A 17396-nucleotide genomic window follows, 5' to 3' on the forward strand; every position below is an offset into this window, starting at 1 on the left:
GCTAATTACCCTTGCAAAAACGACTTAAGGTGGTTATTGCGGCGGGGCTCACCTCTTCCCATTCCGAACAGAGAAGTTAAGCCCGCCTGCGCAGATGGTACTGCAATCTTGTGGGAGAGTATGTCGCTGCCTTTCTTTTGAGAATCCTCATCACTATGTGATGGGGATTTTTTGTTTTATACCGGTTTTGTAAACATGAAAATGATACTACAACGATGTTTTAAAGAAATCATCGTGTTTTGAAAGATAAACAAATACGGAATGCCTCCCTAGCCCCGGGTAGAGTGACACGAAGTACAACGGAACACGGGAAATCGAAGATTCAACGGAGTTAATTACGTATAGCAATCAAAAACGACCTTTCGCTCCTGAAAAAAAATAACGAATTGGGAATCTCCTGATTAATTATTTGAACTGAATTATTTTGAGGCTTACAGCGAAGAATAATTACGTGACCGCTTGACTTCAGATAAAAAGCAAAGCATATTTAGGTAACTGGCCTGAAAAGTGTGATTTTATGTTAGTTTGGTCAATTATAATCTGATACCACAATTGACAGAAGTATAAGACCGAACTTTTATCAATAGCTTTTAGACGTAATCGTAACAGCTACAGGAATTTTCGAAACGATAAAGTTGGGTTCACATTATACAATAATAAATAAGCTGCCCAATATTGGACAGCTTAAAAAGATTTGGTTATAAAAAGGGCATTCTTTTATTCTTTGATAAAACGTTTCGTACCGGCGGATGTACTATCAGTTATTTCTATGATGTAAATTCCCGATTGTAGTGTACTTACGTTGATAGAATTGGTGTCGGTGCTACCATTGGCAACCTGTTGTCCGGTCAACGTAAAGATTCTGTATGAAGCTTTGTTTTCAATGCCTGAGAAATATAAAGTTTCATCTTTTACAGGATTTGGGTACACTTTGAAAGATGGTTTGTTATCATCTTTACTTAGTTCCACTGTAGCAGTACTGGTTTCGTCTTCGATTTTGACAAGAGCGCTATTAACAATGTTAACCGTATAATCTTCTACTTCTCCATTTGTAAACACCTCACAAGCCGTTGGGAAACCATTATATTTCATTGAAACTCTCATTCTGGTTGTTCCGGTTACCGCTGTAGAAGGAACGATAAAGCTGCCACTTACAGATGTAGATTTGCTTTTTGATTTACTGAATGCAAGTTCATTAGAACCAAAATTGCCATCTTTGTTATAATCGATCCAAACACAATAAGCTTCATTACTCGACATACCGTTCCATCCTGGAGTGATAGTAATTGAGGCAGTAGCACCAGTCGATAAACTGGTCGATTGGGATGTATAATTACCATATCCGTTGTTGTTTCCTGAAAGATTGTTAATGGAGCCCAATTGGACACGGTTAATATATTCTCTTCCGGTACTGCCTGTTGAATTACAATAAGTTATGCTTGTGCCAAGTGTAGTTACATTTACAGTGTTACTTGCAGAGGATACGTTTCCAGCCGCATCTTTAGCCTTAACATAGAAACTGTATGCTGTTGAAGCTGTCAAACCAGAAACAGCCAATGAAGTAGCAGTAGTGGTTGTTTTCAACACACCATTTTGATATACATTATACCCAGTCACCCCTACATTATCAGTTGTCGCAGTCCAAGACAGATTGGTGCTTGAAGTTGTAGTTCCTGAAGCCGAAAGCGTAGAAGCTGTCGGAGCTGTAGTGTCTGCTAAAGCGGATGTTGTCACGTTAACCGTGTTACTTGCAGAGGATACGTTTCCAGCCGCGTCTTTAGTAGTAATATAAAAATTGTAAGCTGTTGAAGTAGCTAAACCAGAAACAGCCAATGAAGTAGCAGTAGTGGTTGTTTTCAACACTCCGTTTTGATATACGTTATAACCAGTCACTCCTACATTATCAGTAGCAGCAGTCCAAGACAGATTAGTGCTTGAAGCAGTAGTTCCCGATGCAGAAAGTGTTGAAGCCGTTGGGGCATTCATATCCGCCAAAGCAGAAGTTGTCACGTTAGCCGTATTACTTGCAGTTGACATGTTTCCAGCCGCATCTTTAGCCTTAACATAGAAATTATAAGCAGTTGAAGCAGCTAAACCTGATACAGCTAATGATGTACCGGTTACAGTAGTTTTTAATACACCGTTTTGATATACATTATAGCCAGTCACGCCCACATTATCAGAAGCCGCAGTCCAAGACAGATTAGTGCTTGAAGTTGTGGTTCCCGAAGCTGAAAGCGTTGAAACTGTCGGAACAGAAGTATCTGCCAAAGCCGGAGTAGTTACATTTATAGTGTTACTTGCAGAGGATATGTTTCCAGCTGCATCTTTAGCCTTAACATAGAAACTGTAAGCTGTTGAAGCAGTCAAACCAGAAACTGCCAATGAAGTAGCGGTAGTGGTTGTTTTTAAAGTTCCGTTTTGATACACATCATATCCGGTAACTCCTGTATTATCTGTTGCCGCAGTCCAAGACAGATTAGTACTTGAAGCTGTAGTTCCCGAAGCAGAAAGCGTTGAAGCTGTCGGAGCTGTTGTATCCGAAGAACCTGAACCGGTAATGGTAAAGTTAGCATTGTTCACATCAAAGAAAATGTGGTTGCTTCCTTTAACCATGATTCGGTTTGTGTTTCCGGGGATATTTGGAATTACTACGCTTTGTGATCCGTCATTAGGTGTTCCTGCAAGCAAAGTGGTTGGGAACGTTTGTCCACCGTCTGTTGATAATAAAATATCTACATTGGCACAGTTGACTCCGTTTGCGTTTGTGCCAGCTACAGTCCAACTAATGGTTTGTGATGTACCGGCAGCATAAGATGCAGCAGTGTTTTGGGTATCTACGGTAAAAGGTCCTGCAGCACCATCCACGGTCACAACTATATCATCGGCATTGTTAGCACCACCTCCAGGATGGTTGTCGCGAACTGTTAAACGAAAGTTCAAAATTCTGGCGACGCCGGGCAACACTTCAACAGGAATCTCAAAACCGTTAGTTGTTGTAGCTCCTGTCAAAATCGTATTCATAGCAGGGAAATATCTGATAGACGAAGTGATTGGTGGATATGATCTGAAAAGAGGTCCGTTAATTGTGGTAGCACTTGGAACTGATGTGGTTGCATCTCCAAAGTCCATTTCTTCCCAGCTGTAAGTTAACACATCATTTGTGTTGGTGTCAGTGGCTATTCCTTTCAACATGAAAGGAGTTCCTTTAGGAATGGTATAATCCAATCCTGCATTTACTACTGGAACAGCATTACCGGTTGAAATGATAACTGGGCAGCTTGTGGTTTTTATAATTTCCATAACCTGTTCAATACTGATGGCGTGAAAATAGGCATCACTGTTTGTTTGTACATCCTTGGATGTGGAACCTGCATAGCTCATAATAGTTGAACCGCTGCCCGGTTCTAATGCTCCTTCCGCTCCTGTTATATAAGTATAAGTATGTGATGCTCCCAACTGATGCCCCATTTCATGAGCTACAGTGTCAATATCGAAAGAGTCACCTTGAAATCTGGTTGCTGATGCACAAGAATAAGCTCTCCCTTTGTAACCGTCAGCACAAATAGATCCTCTGGCACCCGCATCCCCACTAGTAGACACACCGGCACCTAATAGATGACCTATATCATAGTTTGCTTCACCTATTGTGGATGTTAACATTGTTTGGTTTTCGGTCTTCCAATTTGTGTAATTTGTTGCATTCGAGTACGGGTCTGTCGTAGAATTAGTGTAAATAATTGCATCATTATTAGCTATAAGAATAAATTTTACCCCAAAATCTTTCTCAAAAACCCCATTAATTCGGGTCATTGTATTGTTCATTGCTGCTAAAGTGGCAGCTTTAGTACCACCAAAATAAGCTGCATATTCAGCAGTACATGATAATGCTAATCTAAAGGTTCTTAGTTTGGCATCATCAGCACCTCTGGCAAAAGTGCCAGAATTGGCATTAGGTTGGATAGCACCCATGGTTCCATCTACAACGGCACATTCGAATTTATTTAAAGCTTTTTCCTTATCGGATTTTTTATAAACGGTATACGTATTCAAATCGGATGAAATCGGCTCAATGAAAACAGCAGGCTGGCCAGGGTATAATGTCATCGATTTGAACCCTAGAGGAGAACTGCTGAAATAGGCACGGGCATTCGGGTTATCAATTCCAACGGCGACATAGGATTTGATTTCCGGGTATTTGGCAGCTAATGCCGGATCCATTACCGAGTTTTCGTAAACTTTAAAGTTTTCCATTTTGCCTTCTCCGTTTGGCAAGGTAATTATCGTGTTCGATGTAATGTTGGTAGCTTCTCTTTTAGGAGATTTGGACAACATCTTTTTTATAGCAGATACATCTAAATCGAAAATATTTTTTTGTGGTAGGTTGGAATGTGCAATTCTTCCTGAAGTTTCTTTTGCATTACTCTTTTTCCATAGCGCATCTTTGCTTTGGGCTATTCCATAGGTTCCGGTAAATAATAGGGCCACACATATCAATCTTTTCATAAACTATTATTTTTTTGATAACTGGCTCAAAATTAAATAGTTAGATTAAAATATCGATGAAATTAACAAAAAAATCGATGAAATGCACGTTTTTTATCTTTTTATAAGATTTTTGTTATGGTTTTTTTAAAATTTATAGATAATATTAGTAAATAAAATCTTTAATTACCTGATTAGTAATTATTTTTATCTTGTTGGTTTTCAGTTTTTTTTGCATAATATTCGTTTAGGAAAATTGTAAAACTTAATTGCTAATTAGTAAGATGAATTTTCTGTGTCTTAAAGAAATTAAACATTAAATGATATCAATTTAGCCTCTTTTTTAGGGTTAGATTTTGATTTAAAATAAAAGGAATCAAAATAGTATTTTTGAAAAACTACAAGTAGAATTATAGATTATTTCATGTTTATTGATAACTGGAACTAATAAAAAATTTTGAGAATTTTTTTGTTACGCCATTCTTCAATGATGGTTTGTCATGAAACTTCTTACAGTGAATTTATTGTATTAACTATCTGGTAGTCAATATATTGTTAAAAAAGTTAAAGTCTTAAAATGGTTTTAATTTTTTCCTAACATTAATTAAAAATAGTGTTAAATTTGTACCAATAACTTTAGTAAGGTTATTAGACGGTTTTATGGTTAATTGTGATTGCCATGTGCAATAATACCTCCACATAATCAATTAACATTTTTTCTTCTTTTTTATTTTCAAACGGTTCAATGGTTAATTATGATTGCGATATGCAATACTTCTACGTAAATAAATAATTTATTGTAGTTTCAGACGGTTTGATGGTTAATTGTGATTGCCACGTGCGATAATACCTCCACCTAATCAATTAACATTTTTCTTCTTTTTTATTTCAGACGGTTCAATGGTTAATTGTGATTGCGACATGCAATACTTCTACGTAAATAAATAATTTAGTGTAGTTTCAGACGGTTTGATGGTTAATTGTGATTGCGACGTGCAATAATACTTCCACATAATCAATTAACATTTTTCTTCTTTTTTACTTTCAAAACTTTAGAATTTCAATTCATGATTGGAAAGTTCTCAATTTTATTTGAAGCTCTTTTTCTATCTGAACGCTACTGATAATATGGCTCTAAAACCGTATTATTATGAAAAATTTTATTTTATTTTATCGTAAAAATACCCTATGGACGAATGGTTCTTTATTTCATTCAACGGGGGTGTTTATAAATTCGTATATTTCTTCCTTTCAGGAAGCTAATTTTAAAAAAAATTGGATCTATCGTTTTACAATTTTACTTTTACTCTTTTGTCAGATTTCTTTTTACGGCCAAAATCCGGCTGCTAATTTGGACCAGATCAGAAATGGGGCTGGTGATGATCCGGCTAATCCTGGTAACTGGGTAAACGGAAACGCAGGGGAGTCCAATGCACATTACGCAGAAGGTTGGTCAATACCTTATCGAATGACAATTACGGACGTGACCTTTGACGCTACTGCTCCTTACAATTCTACAGCCACACACGAGTTGATCATTGAGTGGGATATAACCCATTCGGGAAAACATGCGCTTGATTATATTACCAGCTTTGACAATTTGGATAATCCGTCTGGAACACACCAGTCAACTTTTGGTCATACTGCTGAAACTATAAATCCTATTCAGGGATTTGCTGCCGGTGTTATAGATGGCGCATTTACGATGACATACCCTATTCCTGCGCCGGGTTCTGTTAATTCACCAATACCTAATATGCCTACTAACAGTTTTAATGCTTTGCCGGCTCTTAAGAAACTAATGACAATCTATAACGGAACTATTACAGATATTTCATATGTGAGTCAGGGAGACTATGATGGGCAATCAGAAACAAGATTAAAAATTACTTTTATTGCTCATAAATCAACTGTGGTGATTGCTTGGGGTGGACATATAGCCTCTGAAGCCGACTGGGGGAATGGTAACGGAGCTTCTGCAGTTCCGGGTTCTCCTTACCATACACGTCTTATTTCATTGGATGGAGATGGTGGTAATCAAGACAGATCATTAGCTGCTGCGGCAGTTGTAATTCCACCTCGTTGTAGTGTTTCAGGACCAGCTACAGCCTGTGCAACTGCACCATCACTAAATTACACTTCTACGATACTCAATGCAAATAGTGATGCTGTTACCTATTCTTGGGCGCTGCAAAACAATACAGCCGGGGCTCAAATAAGTGGGTCGAGTACCAGTTCAAGTGTTTCTGTTGTTCCTATAGGTGCCGATTTTCTGGATGGCTCTTTTGATATTGTGCTCACTGTAACACGGAAGGGAGCAAGTAATACCTGTTCAATGTTTACTGATATCATTCATCAGCCTAATGCAGGAGACGGAGGATCTACCACGGTCTGTGACAGCAGTGTTGCTGCGATTATTCTCGCTGATTTGATTACTGGCGAGGAACCGGGTGGAGTCTGGACGTTAGAAACCGGAAATGGAGGTACATTTAACGCTCTGGCAGGTACGTTTGTGCCTACTGGTGCGACTTCAGTTTCTTTTACTTTCAAATACACTTTAACAGCTGCCGCTCCTTGTGTTTCTGATGATACTACTGTTACAGTAAACATAAACCACCAGCCTGATGCAGGAACCGGAGGGTCTACCACGGTTTGTGACAGCAGTGTCACCCCGGTCATCCTTGCTGATTTGATCACTGGCGAAGAATCCGGAGGAACCTGGACAAGAGAAAGTGGAAGCGATGGTACTTTTAATGCCCTTGCAGGAACATTTGTGCCAACTGGTGCAAGCAGTGTTAATACGTTCAAATATTCGTTGTCTGCCACCGCTCCGTGTGTTGGTGATGATACTACTGTTACCGTGAATGTAAACCACCAGCCTGATGCAGGAACCGGAGGATCTACCACGGTTTGTGAAAGCAGTGTTACCCCGATCATTCTTGCTGATTTGATCACTGGTGAGGAAGCTGGAGGAACTTGGACAAGAGAAAGCGGAAGCGATGGTATTTTTAATGCCCTTGCAGGAACATTTGTGCCGGCTGGTGCAAGTAGTGTTAATACCTTCAAATATTCGTTGTCTGCCACCGCTCCGTGTGTAGCTGATGATACTACCGTTACGGTGAATTTGAACAGCCAGCCTGATGCAGGAACTGGTGGCTCAACTGCAGTATGTGTTTACAGTGTTGATACAATTGTTTTAGCTGATTTGATTACTGGTGAGGATTCTGGAGGAACATGGACACGAGAAAGCGGAACCGGAGGTACTTTTGACGACGTTGCAGGAACATTTGTGCCAACTGACGCTACTACTAGTACGTTCAAATATACTTTGTCGGCTACAGCGCCTTGCGTGGAAGATTCAAGTACTGTTACCGTAAATGTTAATCCACGTCCTGCGATACAATGTCCTGCTAATTCATTATTGAATGAAGTTACGTGTGGGGTGTCTGCAGCAGTAGCTCAAACAAACACAAATAATGCATTCAATACCTGGTTTAATTCATTTCAATTGCCGGCAGGGACAAGTTTAGTAAGTGTAACTTATCTGTATAGTATTCCTAATTCAGATCCTGAACCTCTTAATGATCCAAATTTAGAATCTAATGCACCACTAAATCCTAGATTAGGTGTTGCTACTGCTGAAACAACTCAGGTTACTGTTACGTGGACTATAAAACAAAATGACGAAACTGAATGTACAAATTCATGTTCAGCTATATTTAGAGTTACTTACAATTGTGATCTTTCTTGTGAGAATTTAAAAACGGATGTTTTGTGTAACGGAGCCAGTACAGGAAGCATTACGGTTAATGCACAGGGAGGTAGTCCTAATTATACTGTTAAGTTATTTAAATTACCAGATGCAGTACCACCAGTGCCATACGACACCGAAAGTGGATTGTCGACAGCCAGTATAAGTGTGTTGTTTGATAATTTACCAGCAGGAACATACAGATATGAAGTTACCGATGCTATTGCTGGAAGGGTATGTACTAATAATGAGCCTATAGTAATTGATGAGCCAGATGCTGCTTTAGACTTAGTATCATTAGCTCCAGGCAGTGCAAGTTGTGGTGTAAGTGATGGAACCATTGTTGCTACAATTTCTGGTGGTACAGCGCCATATAAAATCGCGATCGATTCAACCGATCCAGCTGATAGAGTGGACGTAACTGATGTAACACCGCCAATTACATACACATTTACTGGTGTAGCACCGGGTCCGCATACTGTAAGAGTTTATGATGCTAACTATGTAGCAAGTCCACAAGCCGGATGTACCGATGAGCTTGGAACAACCATTGAAGAACTACCATGTGGAGGAGCCAACTGTACCTATACTCAAGGATACTACGGTGAGTATAACGGAGCGGCTTGTACACCGGATGGTACGCCAACTTATGATCATGCAATTATGTATAACGCAGTGAATGCCCAGCCAGGTGATCTTGTTAGATTCGGTGTATTTGATAGCAACAATAGATACTTTACATTGTATTTATCTGATATAGGTGTTTCTCCTACTGGAGATAATAATATCTGGAAAATGCTCCCTGGAGGAGGTACACCAAAAGCATTGAATGCCTTTTCTCCAAGTGGTTCATCATTCGGTAATACGGCATCATGGTCAAGCGTTCCGCTACTAACTAAGAAAAGTAGTTATGGTGCAATTGGTAACGTATTATTGTCACAAACAATGGTGTTGTTCTTTAATACATCAATGGATCCGCAACTTGGAAGCGTTGAGCTAGCTGCTACCTTTGCTACAATGGATGTAAATTGTGGTTCTGATACTCCAATTCCGGATTCTGTTCAGCTATTCCATATTCCGCAATCGGTGATTACATATCTGACTGCTAACGGAGGTGCAACTGTAAGTAACTTGTATGCATTGGCTAATCAAGTATTAGGAGGACTTACCGGCGGCAGACCATCTGCTTCAGATGTGAATGCAGCTGTTGATGCTATTAATAATGGATTTGATGGTTGTAGATTACTTGTTCCTGTGCCAGCTCCAGGTATTGCAGGTGGAACTTCAGGAACTTCAGGAACTTCAGGAACTTCAGGAGCATCTGTAGAATCTATGTTCAGCGCTTATCCAGTTCCTTTCAAAGAGTATATCACTGTTCGCTACGAGTTCAATTACCACTCAAAAGCCAGAATTGAAATATATGATGCGAAAGGAATTTTCATAAAAGCTTACGACGATGCCGATGCTTACTTTAACAAAGAAGTCAGATTAGATGTTGACTTTAATCAAGGTGATGGTCAAATGTACATCATTAAAGTAGTTACCGACAGTGAAGTAGGAACTAAACGAATAATATCCAAAAAATAAATTCTAATCTAAAAAAGAAAAGGCTGGTTTAAATACCAGCCTTTTTATTTTATGTAACCAATGGATTATTTTACCAATCCTCTTGAAATTACGATTCTTTGGATTTCAGATGTTCCTTCGTAAATCTGGGTGATTTTCGCATCACGCATCATACGCTCTACGTGGTACTCACTAACATATCCGTTTCCTCCGTGAATCTGAACCGCTTCAACAGTCGTATTCATCGCTACTTCAGAAGCATATAATTTTGCCATAGCTCCAGAATGTGAAATATCCTGACCTGCGTCTTTCTCACAAGCTGCTTTGAAACATAACAATCTTGCAGCAGTGATTTGCGTAGCCATGTCAGCCAATTTGAAAGCGATTGCCTGGTGTTGGAAAATTGGTTTTTTGAACGCTACACGCTCTTGAGAATATTTCAATGCCAATTCATAAGCACCTGAAGCAATTCCCAATGCTTGAGAAGCGATACCGATACGACCTCCGTTTAACACTGCCATAGCAAAATTAAATCCGAAACCTTCCTCACCGATTCTGTTTTCTTTCGGAACTTTTACGTCAGAGAACATCAAAGAATGTGTATCAGATCCGCGGATACCCATTTTCTTTTCTTTCGGTCCTACAGAGAAACCTTCCCATCCTTTTTCAACGATGAAAGCATTGATTCCTTTGTGTCCTTTTTCAATATCAGTCTGTGCAATTACAATATAAGTAGAAGCAGTTCCACCGTTGGTGATCCAGTTTTTGGTACCATTCATCAGATAGTGGTCGCCCATATCGATTGCGGTGGTTTTTTGTGATGTAGCATCAGAACCGGCTTCAGGCTCCGATAAACAGAAAGCACCAATTACTTCTCCTTTTGCAAGCGGCACTAAATATTTCATTTTTTGCTCTTCGTTACAGAATTTTTCCAATCCGGCACAAACCAAAGAGTTGTTTACCGACATTACAACGGCAGCTGAAGCATCAACTTTTGCGATTTCTTCCATCGCCAAAACGTAAGAAACGCTGTCCAAACCGGCACCACCATATTTAGGATCCACCATCATTCCCAAGAAACCTAGTTCAGCCATTTTTTTGACTTGTTCTGTAGGGAATTTTGAATGCTCGTCTCTTTCAATAACTCCCGGTAACAATTCAGTCTGAGCAAAATCTCTTGCTGCCTGTTGAATCATTAACTGTTCTTCGCTTAAATTAAAATTCATTTTACTTTCTATATTTTGTTTGTAAGTCCTTTAAAAAAGTGCCCAAATGTACGCCATAAATATCATATTTTCAACAGGATTGTATAATTTTAACCCATGCAAAAAACGAGGTATAACGTAGTGGGGGTAATGTCAGGCACTTCGCTGGACGGTGTCGACCTGGCACATATTCATTTTTCCATTGAAAACGGTCAATGGGGATTTCAGATTTTTCAATGTGAAACGGTTGGTTACCCGGAGGAATGGATAGCTTTGCTGAAAAAAGCGGTCGATTTTTCGGAAGCCGAACTGAAAACACTTAATAAGGAATATACTGCTTTGTTGGGCGGAATTATTTCGGATTTCATAACGAAACATCAACTTGAAAATTTGGATGCAGTTTGTTCTCACGGTCATACGATTTTGCATCAGCCTCAAAACGGGTTTACACTTCAGATCGGGAATCTTCCTGAAATAGCGGAATTGATAAAGCAGAAAGTAGTTTGCGATTTCCGTGTGCAGGATGTGAAAATGGGTGGGCAAGGCGCGCCGTTAGTGCCAATCGGTGACCGTACACTGTTTTCGGATTATGACTACTGTCTGAATTTGGGCGGATTTTCCAATGTTTCCTTCGAAGAAAATGGACAGAGAATTGCTTTCGATATTTCTCCTGTAAATACGGTTCTGAACTTTTATGCGGATACTTTAGGGTTGAAGTACGACGATAAAGGACAAATTTCCAGAAACGGAACGATTTCAGCAGAATTACTCTCGGAATTGAACGCATTGGATTTCTATCATAAAAAATATCCGAAGTCATTGGGCTTTGAATTCGTAAAGGAAACGGTCCTGCCGATGATAGAACGGCATTCGATTCCGGTTGAAGATAAACTCCGGACTTTTACCGAACATGTCGCTTTTCAGATTGCTGAAGCTTTGCCTTTAAAAAAAGGAAAACTTTTGGTTACAGGTGGCGGAGCGTATAATATTTTTCTGATTGAACGCATGCGGAATTATCTCCCAAAAATGCAGATTGTAGTCCCAGATGCCAAGACGATCGAATTTAAGGAAGCGCTTATTTTTGCCTTGCTTGGGGTTTTAAGGCTTGAAAACGAGGTAAATGTGCTGGCGAGTGTGACAGGAGCTTCGAGTAATCACAGTTCGGGAGTAATTTATGATAAACCTGTAAAACTTTGAGAGTCTCATAGTTTCAAAGTATATTTGCCTGTCAAAAAAACTAAATTAGAATCAATTCCGAAATGAAAGATTTATTAAAGAAATTTGAAAATAAAGAACCTGAAGTAGTGTTCCACTGGAAAGATGCAGAAACGGACGCAGAAGGGTGGACGGTTATTAACTCTCTTCGTGGAGGTGCTGCCGGTGGCGGAACACGTATGCGTAAAGGTTTGGATATGAATGAAGTGCTTTCTTTGGCGAAAACGATGGAAGTGAAGTTTTCAGTTTCCGGACCTGCAATTGGCGGGGCGAAATCCGGAATTAATTTTGATCCGAATGATCCGAGAAAAAAAGAAGTGTTACAGCGTTGGTATAAAGCGGTTTCGCCTTTGTTAAAAAGTTACTACGGAACTGGTGGTGATTTGAATGTGGATGAAATCCATGAGGTAATCCCGATGACCGAAGCTTGTGGTGTTTGGCATCCGCAGGAAGGTGTTTTTAACGGACATTTCAAACCGACAGAAGCTGATAAAATCAACCGCATCGGACAATTGCGTCAGGGAGTGGTGAAAGTGATTGAGAATACGACTTTCTCTCCGGACATCAATAAAAAATATACGGTAGCCGATATGATTACCGGTTATGGGGTAGCCCAGGCGGTACGTCATTTTTATGATATTTACGGTGGAAATGTTGCCGGAAAAAGAGCGATTGTTCAAGGTTTCGGAAATGTAGGCTCTGCAGCGGCTTTCTATTTAGCAGAAATGGGAGCTAAAGTAGTGGGTATCATCGACAGAGACGGTGGTGTTATCAACGAAAACGGATTCTCTTTTGAAGAAATCAGAACCTTGTTCTTAAATAAAAACGGAAATACATTGGTGGCCGACAATATGATTCCTTTTGCGGAAATCAACGAGAAAATCTGGTCGGTTGGTGCAGAGATTTTTGCGCCTTGTGCGGCTTCCCGTTTGGTGACTAAAGCACAGGTTGACAGTATGGCAGCTTCAGGATTGGAAGTTATTTCATGTGGTGCCAACGTGCCGTTTGCTGACAAAGAGATTTTCTTCGGACCAATCATGGAAGAGGTAGACAGTAAAGTAAGTTTGATTCCTGACTTTATTTCCAACTGCGGAATGGCGCGTGTTTTCGCTTATTTCATGGAGAAAAAAGTAGCGATGACTGATGAGTCGATTTTTAACGATACTTCTGATATCATTAAAAAAGCCATCCAGAAAACATACGATGTAAGTTCTGACAAGAAAAACATCAGCGCAAGAGCTTTTGAAATCGCATTGAAGCAATTGGTATAATTCTTGTATATTTGGTTCTTATAACATAACAAAAGAAACGTATTTTCGTTATCATTGTTATAAAGAACAGGATATTATGGTACAGTTTGATATATCAGCAGCAGAAAAAAGAAAGTCATTATTGTTGACAGTAGTGATTTATGCTTTTTTGCTGCTGATATTATTTTTTATACGATTCTGGCCGCCCTCAAATCCGGAAACACTAGCCATGTTAGGTGGCGGCGGAGGTGGCGGCGGTGTGACCATTAATTTTGGTGACAGCGATGTCGGAATGGGCGATAACTTTCAGAGTGAAGTGCTGAATGTTAAAAACGATGTGAAGCAGGTGGTGGCAGAGTCTGCCCCTGAAGAAGATATTATTTCGAGCGATACGCCTGAAGACAATGCGGTAGTCATTGCGAAGAATCCGAACCCTGTAAAAACAAAACCGATTGTAAAAACCGATCCGAAACCGGTTGAGGTAAAAAAACCAACGGTTTCTAAAAATACCAACGATGCGTTATCCAGTTTGCTGAATGGTTCTAAAAAAGGGGGTGATGGTGATGATAACCAAGCCGGTAACAAAGGGAAAGCCAACGGAGATTTAGCTTCTAACGGCTATTATGGTTCTGGAGGTTCTGGTGGAGGAACAGGCGGCGGTAACGGTACCGGAAACGGTACGGGAACAGGGCCAGGAAGCGGAAGCGGCTCCGGCGGTGGAAACGGAAGTGGTGTTGGAACCGGAAACGGTGGTGGTTATTTTTTAGGAAATCGAAAAGCATTATCCAAACCCAAACCTAACAGTGATTGTAGTAATGAAACTGGTAATGTTGTTGTTGAGATTACTGTTGATAAAAACGGAAATGCTATTAGTGCCGTTGCAGGAGTGAAAGGAACAACGATTACAGCAAAATGTTTGAGAGACCAAGCTAGAAATGCAGCTTTAAATACCAAATGGGAACCGAGTAGCGATGCTCGTGACAAACAAGTGGGAAGAATAATTTATAGTTTTGGTTTAAATTAATGGTATTAGAAAATAGATAAAGGAAAATAGATGATATATAAGGCCGGCTGTTTAGTCGGCTTTTTTATTTGTTTGATGAAAATCGAAAGTTGAGGTTTTGGTTATGCTGATGCTGATGTTGTTTTTGTTTTCAGCGTGTATATCTGTAATGAAATGAAAGATGTATAAAAGAAATTCTTATTATGAAAACCAATGCCCTTAGCCCCGATAGCAGCGGCATCCTTTTAAAAAAAATCCCATTCGATAAGGAATGGGATTTTTTTTAAAAGATATAGCGAATAGCGGGATTAAGCTTCCGAAAAACAGCTATTTCGAAGCACTTGTGGCAATTACGAATTTCAAATTGTTTTTTACGCCGATTTGTAATACGTCGACTAAATCCTGCACTTGTAAATTGTACGGAATGCGCACCACAACAGCCTGTTCTTTATTGTCTCCGATCTTTGTCAATAAGGTTTTTTCTAATTGATCAAAAGGGACTTCCTGTTTGTCCAGGAAAAAGCGTTTCTCTTCCGTAACTGACAGGCTGATAAGCTGCTTGTTGGTCTTTTCGTTGTTTTTCGATTTGGGAAGCGTCATTTTAATCACGTTCGGATTCGCCAGGGTCGAAATAATCAAAAAGAACAAAAGCAGGAAGAACATAATGTCGCTCAACGAACTGGTGGCGACTTCTGCATGAAATCGTTTATTTCGTTTTATCGGCATTTGGTCTCTGGATTATGTTTACGAATTCCAACACGTGTCTTTGCATGTTCAGTGAGTAATTGTCGATCATGCCGTTGTATAAGTGGTACGCCGAATAAGCGATAATACCCACGACAAGTCCGGCACCACTACTGATCATTTTCTCGTACAAACCTCCGGAAATGTTTCCGATACTGATGTTTTCCGTAACCGAAATGCTGTAGAAGATTTTAATTACCCCGGAAATCGTACCGATAAACCCAAGAGTGGGGGCGATACCGGCAACAAGTCCTAAAACGCCCAGTTTTTTCTCCATTTCACCGATTTCGATGTTCGCCATTTTTTCCATGTTGGACTCGATTTCGGAAATAGGGCGGCCAATAGTTTGGATACCTTCTTTGATAACAATCGCCGAAGCGGCTCCGTCACGTTCTGCTGCAGAAATAGCCATATCGATGTTTCCGGCATTCAGATGTGTGCGGATATCCTTCATTAAATGCGGATCGGTTTTTGTCGCTTTTTTGATGTACAGGAAACGTTCGATAATGATGTATATCGTATAGAAAAGTAAGATGGCAATCGGAATCAGGAAAATACCTCCTTTTAAGATGAACTCCAATACGGAAATTTCGTTGTCTTTCACTACGCCTTCTACTACAGCGCCTGTTGCCTTTGTTAAGGTGTCATTTTGTACTTGTAAAAAAAATCCAGTCATAAAATCTTGGGAATTGTATTTATTTTAAATAATAATCTCAATTTTGCAATAAAGATAAATTTCTATACCCTAATAAACTAAAAAAAAGGTTATTTATTTTATGGGTTCGGATTTTAACATCAAATAGCATTCCAAAATGACTTATCAGGAAACTTTAGACTGGATGTTTGCCCAATTGCCGATGTTTCAGCAGCAGGGCGCCTCTGCCTATAAGAAGGATTTGACCAATACAATTTTGCTTTCAGCACATTTAGGAAATCCGGAAAAACAGCTCCGATGCATACATGTGGCAGGAACCAACGGAAAAGGTTCTACTTCTTCGATGATTGCCTCGGTGTTGCAGGAAGCGGGCTATAAAGTGGGATTGTACACGTCGCCTCATTTGAAGGATTTCAGGGAACGTATCAAAATTAACGGAAATGAAATTTCACAGGAATTCGTGGTGGATTTTATAACCGATAACAAGCCTTTTTTTGAAGCAAATCAGTTGAGTTTCTTTGAGATGACTGTGGGTTTGGCGTTCGACTATTTCGTCAAAGAAAAAGTTGATGTAGCCGTGATTGAGGTTGGGATGGGAGGACGATTGGATTCTACCAATATAATCACGCCTTTGGTTTCGGTGATTACGAATATCGGTTTTGATCATACGCAGTTTTTGGGAGATACACTGGAAGCTATTGCAGGAGAAAAAGCAGGAATTATTAAACCAAATGTTCCTGTTGTGATTGGTGAATATACCGATGAAACAAAACCGGTTTTTTTAGCAAAAGCTGAAGCATGTGGTTCGGATATTTATTTTGCTTCCGATTTGATTCAGGAAGATTATCCTTGTGGATTGTTGGGCGATTATCAGTTTCATAATAAGAAAACGGTGGTGGAAACCATTACTGTTTTAAAAGAGCATTTTACTGTTTCGGAAGAAAATTTAAAAAATGGACTTTTGAATGTCGTGCAAAATACCGGTTTGTTGGGCAGATGGCAGCAGCTTAAATCCAATCCGAAGGTGATTTGTGACACAGCACATAACAGTCACGGACTCAAAATTGTCCTGAATCAGATTGCAAAAGAAAAATTCGAAAAACTCTTCTTCGTTTTAGGGGTAGTAAATGATAAGGATTTGGATTCTATTTTGCCATTATTTCCGAAAAATGCGAATTATTTTTTCTGCAAGCCAAATATTTTTCGCGGACTTGATGCGGGAGAACTTCAAGAGAAAGCAGCTGAATTTGGGCTGAAAGGTAAAGTATGTAATTCTGTTTCAGAAGCTTATAAGGAAGTGTTGCTGCAGGCGGGAATTAATGATTTTATTTTTATTGGCGGGAGTACGTTTGTTGTAGCAGAAATTGTGTAAAATAATTTTGCAGAAGTAAAAAATACGTCTATATTTGCACTCGCAATACGGGGATAGCCGGTTGCTAGATAAAAGGGCGATTAGCTCAGCTGGTTCAGAGCACCTCGTTTACACCGAGGGGGTCGGGGGTTCGAACCCCTCATCGCCCAC

9 protein-coding genes, 1 tRNA gene and 1 rRNA gene are annotated in these 17396 nt (G+C 39.7%); 7 read left to right on the forward strand and 4 right to left on the reverse strand.

The window, feature by feature from the left end; all coding sequences use genetic code 11:
- The first annotated feature begins 25 nt into the window (after nt 1–25).
- A 5S ribosomal RNA gene (gene rrf, locus VLB74_RS00610) occupies nt 26–135 on the forward strand.
- A 582-nt stretch (nt 136–717) separates the two neighbouring features.
- On the opposite strand, the gene VLB74_RS00615 is transcribed toward rrf, so the two are convergent.
- Nucleotides 718–4506: a reprolysin-like metallopeptidase gene (locus VLB74_RS00615; RefSeq protein WP_325201535.1), complete on the reverse strand. Its 3789-nt coding sequence runs from the start codon at nt 4504–4506 to the stop codon at nt 718–720.
- 1129 nt (nt 4507–5635) lie between these two features.
- Here VLB74_RS00615 and VLB74_RS00620 point away from each other — a divergent pair.
- Nucleotides 5636–9823, forward strand: a complete 4188-nt coding sequence (locus VLB74_RS00620) for a hypothetical protein (RefSeq protein WP_325201536.1) — start codon at nt 5636–5638, stop codon at nt 9821–9823.
- Nucleotides 9824–9888: 65 nt separating this feature from the next.
- On the opposite strand, the gene VLB74_RS00625 is transcribed toward VLB74_RS00620, so the two are convergent.
- Complete coding sequence (locus VLB74_RS00625; protein ID WP_325201537.1) at nt 9889–11028, reverse strand: acyl-CoA dehydrogenase; 1140 nt, start codon at nt 11026–11028, stop codon at nt 9889–9891.
- A 96-nt stretch (nt 11029–11124) separates the two neighbouring features.
- On the opposite strand from VLB74_RS00625, the gene VLB74_RS00630 reads away from it, so the two are divergent.
- The 3 genes from VLB74_RS00630 (at nt 11125) to VLB74_RS00640 (ending at nt 14496) form a co-directional block, all read left to right on the forward strand.
- The gene (locus tag VLB74_RS00630; RefSeq protein ID WP_325201538.1) at nt 11125–12204 is read left to right on the forward strand and encodes an anhydro-N-acetylmuramic acid kinase; all 1080 of its coding nucleotides are present in this window, start codon (nt 11125–11127) and stop codon (nt 12202–12204) included.
- 62 nt (nt 12205–12266) lie between these two features.
- Nucleotides 12267–13493 (forward strand): Glu/Leu/Phe/Val dehydrogenase dimerization domain-containing protein, encoded by a 1227-nt coding sequence (locus tag VLB74_RS00635; protein ID WP_325201539.1) that lies wholly within the window; start codon nt 12267–12269, stop codon nt 13491–13493.
- Between the two features lie 76 nt (nt 13494–13569).
- Complete coding sequence (locus VLB74_RS00640) at nt 13570–14496, forward strand: energy transducer TonB (protein ID WP_325201540.1); 927 nt, start codon at nt 13570–13572, stop codon at nt 14494–14496.
- 306 nt (nt 14497–14802) lie between these two features.
- Here VLB74_RS00640 and VLB74_RS00645 read toward each other — a convergent pair whose 3' ends face one another.
- Nucleotides 14803–15201, reverse strand: a complete 399-nt coding sequence (locus tag VLB74_RS00645; RefSeq protein ID WP_244342847.1) for an ExbD/TolR family protein — start codon at nt 15199–15201, stop codon at nt 14803–14805.
- A complete protein-coding gene (locus VLB74_RS00650; RefSeq protein WP_325201541.1) occupies nt 15182–15895 on the reverse strand; it encodes a MotA/TolQ/ExbB proton channel family protein in 714 nt (237 codons plus the stop codon). Before VLB74_RS00650 ends, VLB74_RS00645 begins: the two co-directional genes overlap by 20 nt.
- A 136-nt stretch (nt 15896–16031) precedes the next feature.
- Between VLB74_RS00650 and VLB74_RS00655 the strand changes: the two genes are divergently transcribed.
- Nucleotides 16032–17246, forward strand: coding sequence for a bifunctional folylpolyglutamate synthase/dihydrofolate synthase (locus VLB74_RS00655; RefSeq protein ID WP_325201542.1), 1215 nt, complete (start codon nt 16032–16034; stop codon nt 17244–17246).
- Between the two features lie 74 nt (nt 17247–17320).
- Nucleotides 17321–17395, forward strand: a tRNA-Val gene (locus VLB74_RS00660).
- Nucleotide 17396 lies beyond the last annotated feature (1 nt).

Origin of the sequence: Flavobacterium sp. (genome assembly GCF_035456225.1) — a bacterium.
Classification (GTDB): Bacteria; Bacteroidota; Bacteroidia; order Flavobacteriales; family Flavobacteriaceae; genus Flavobacterium.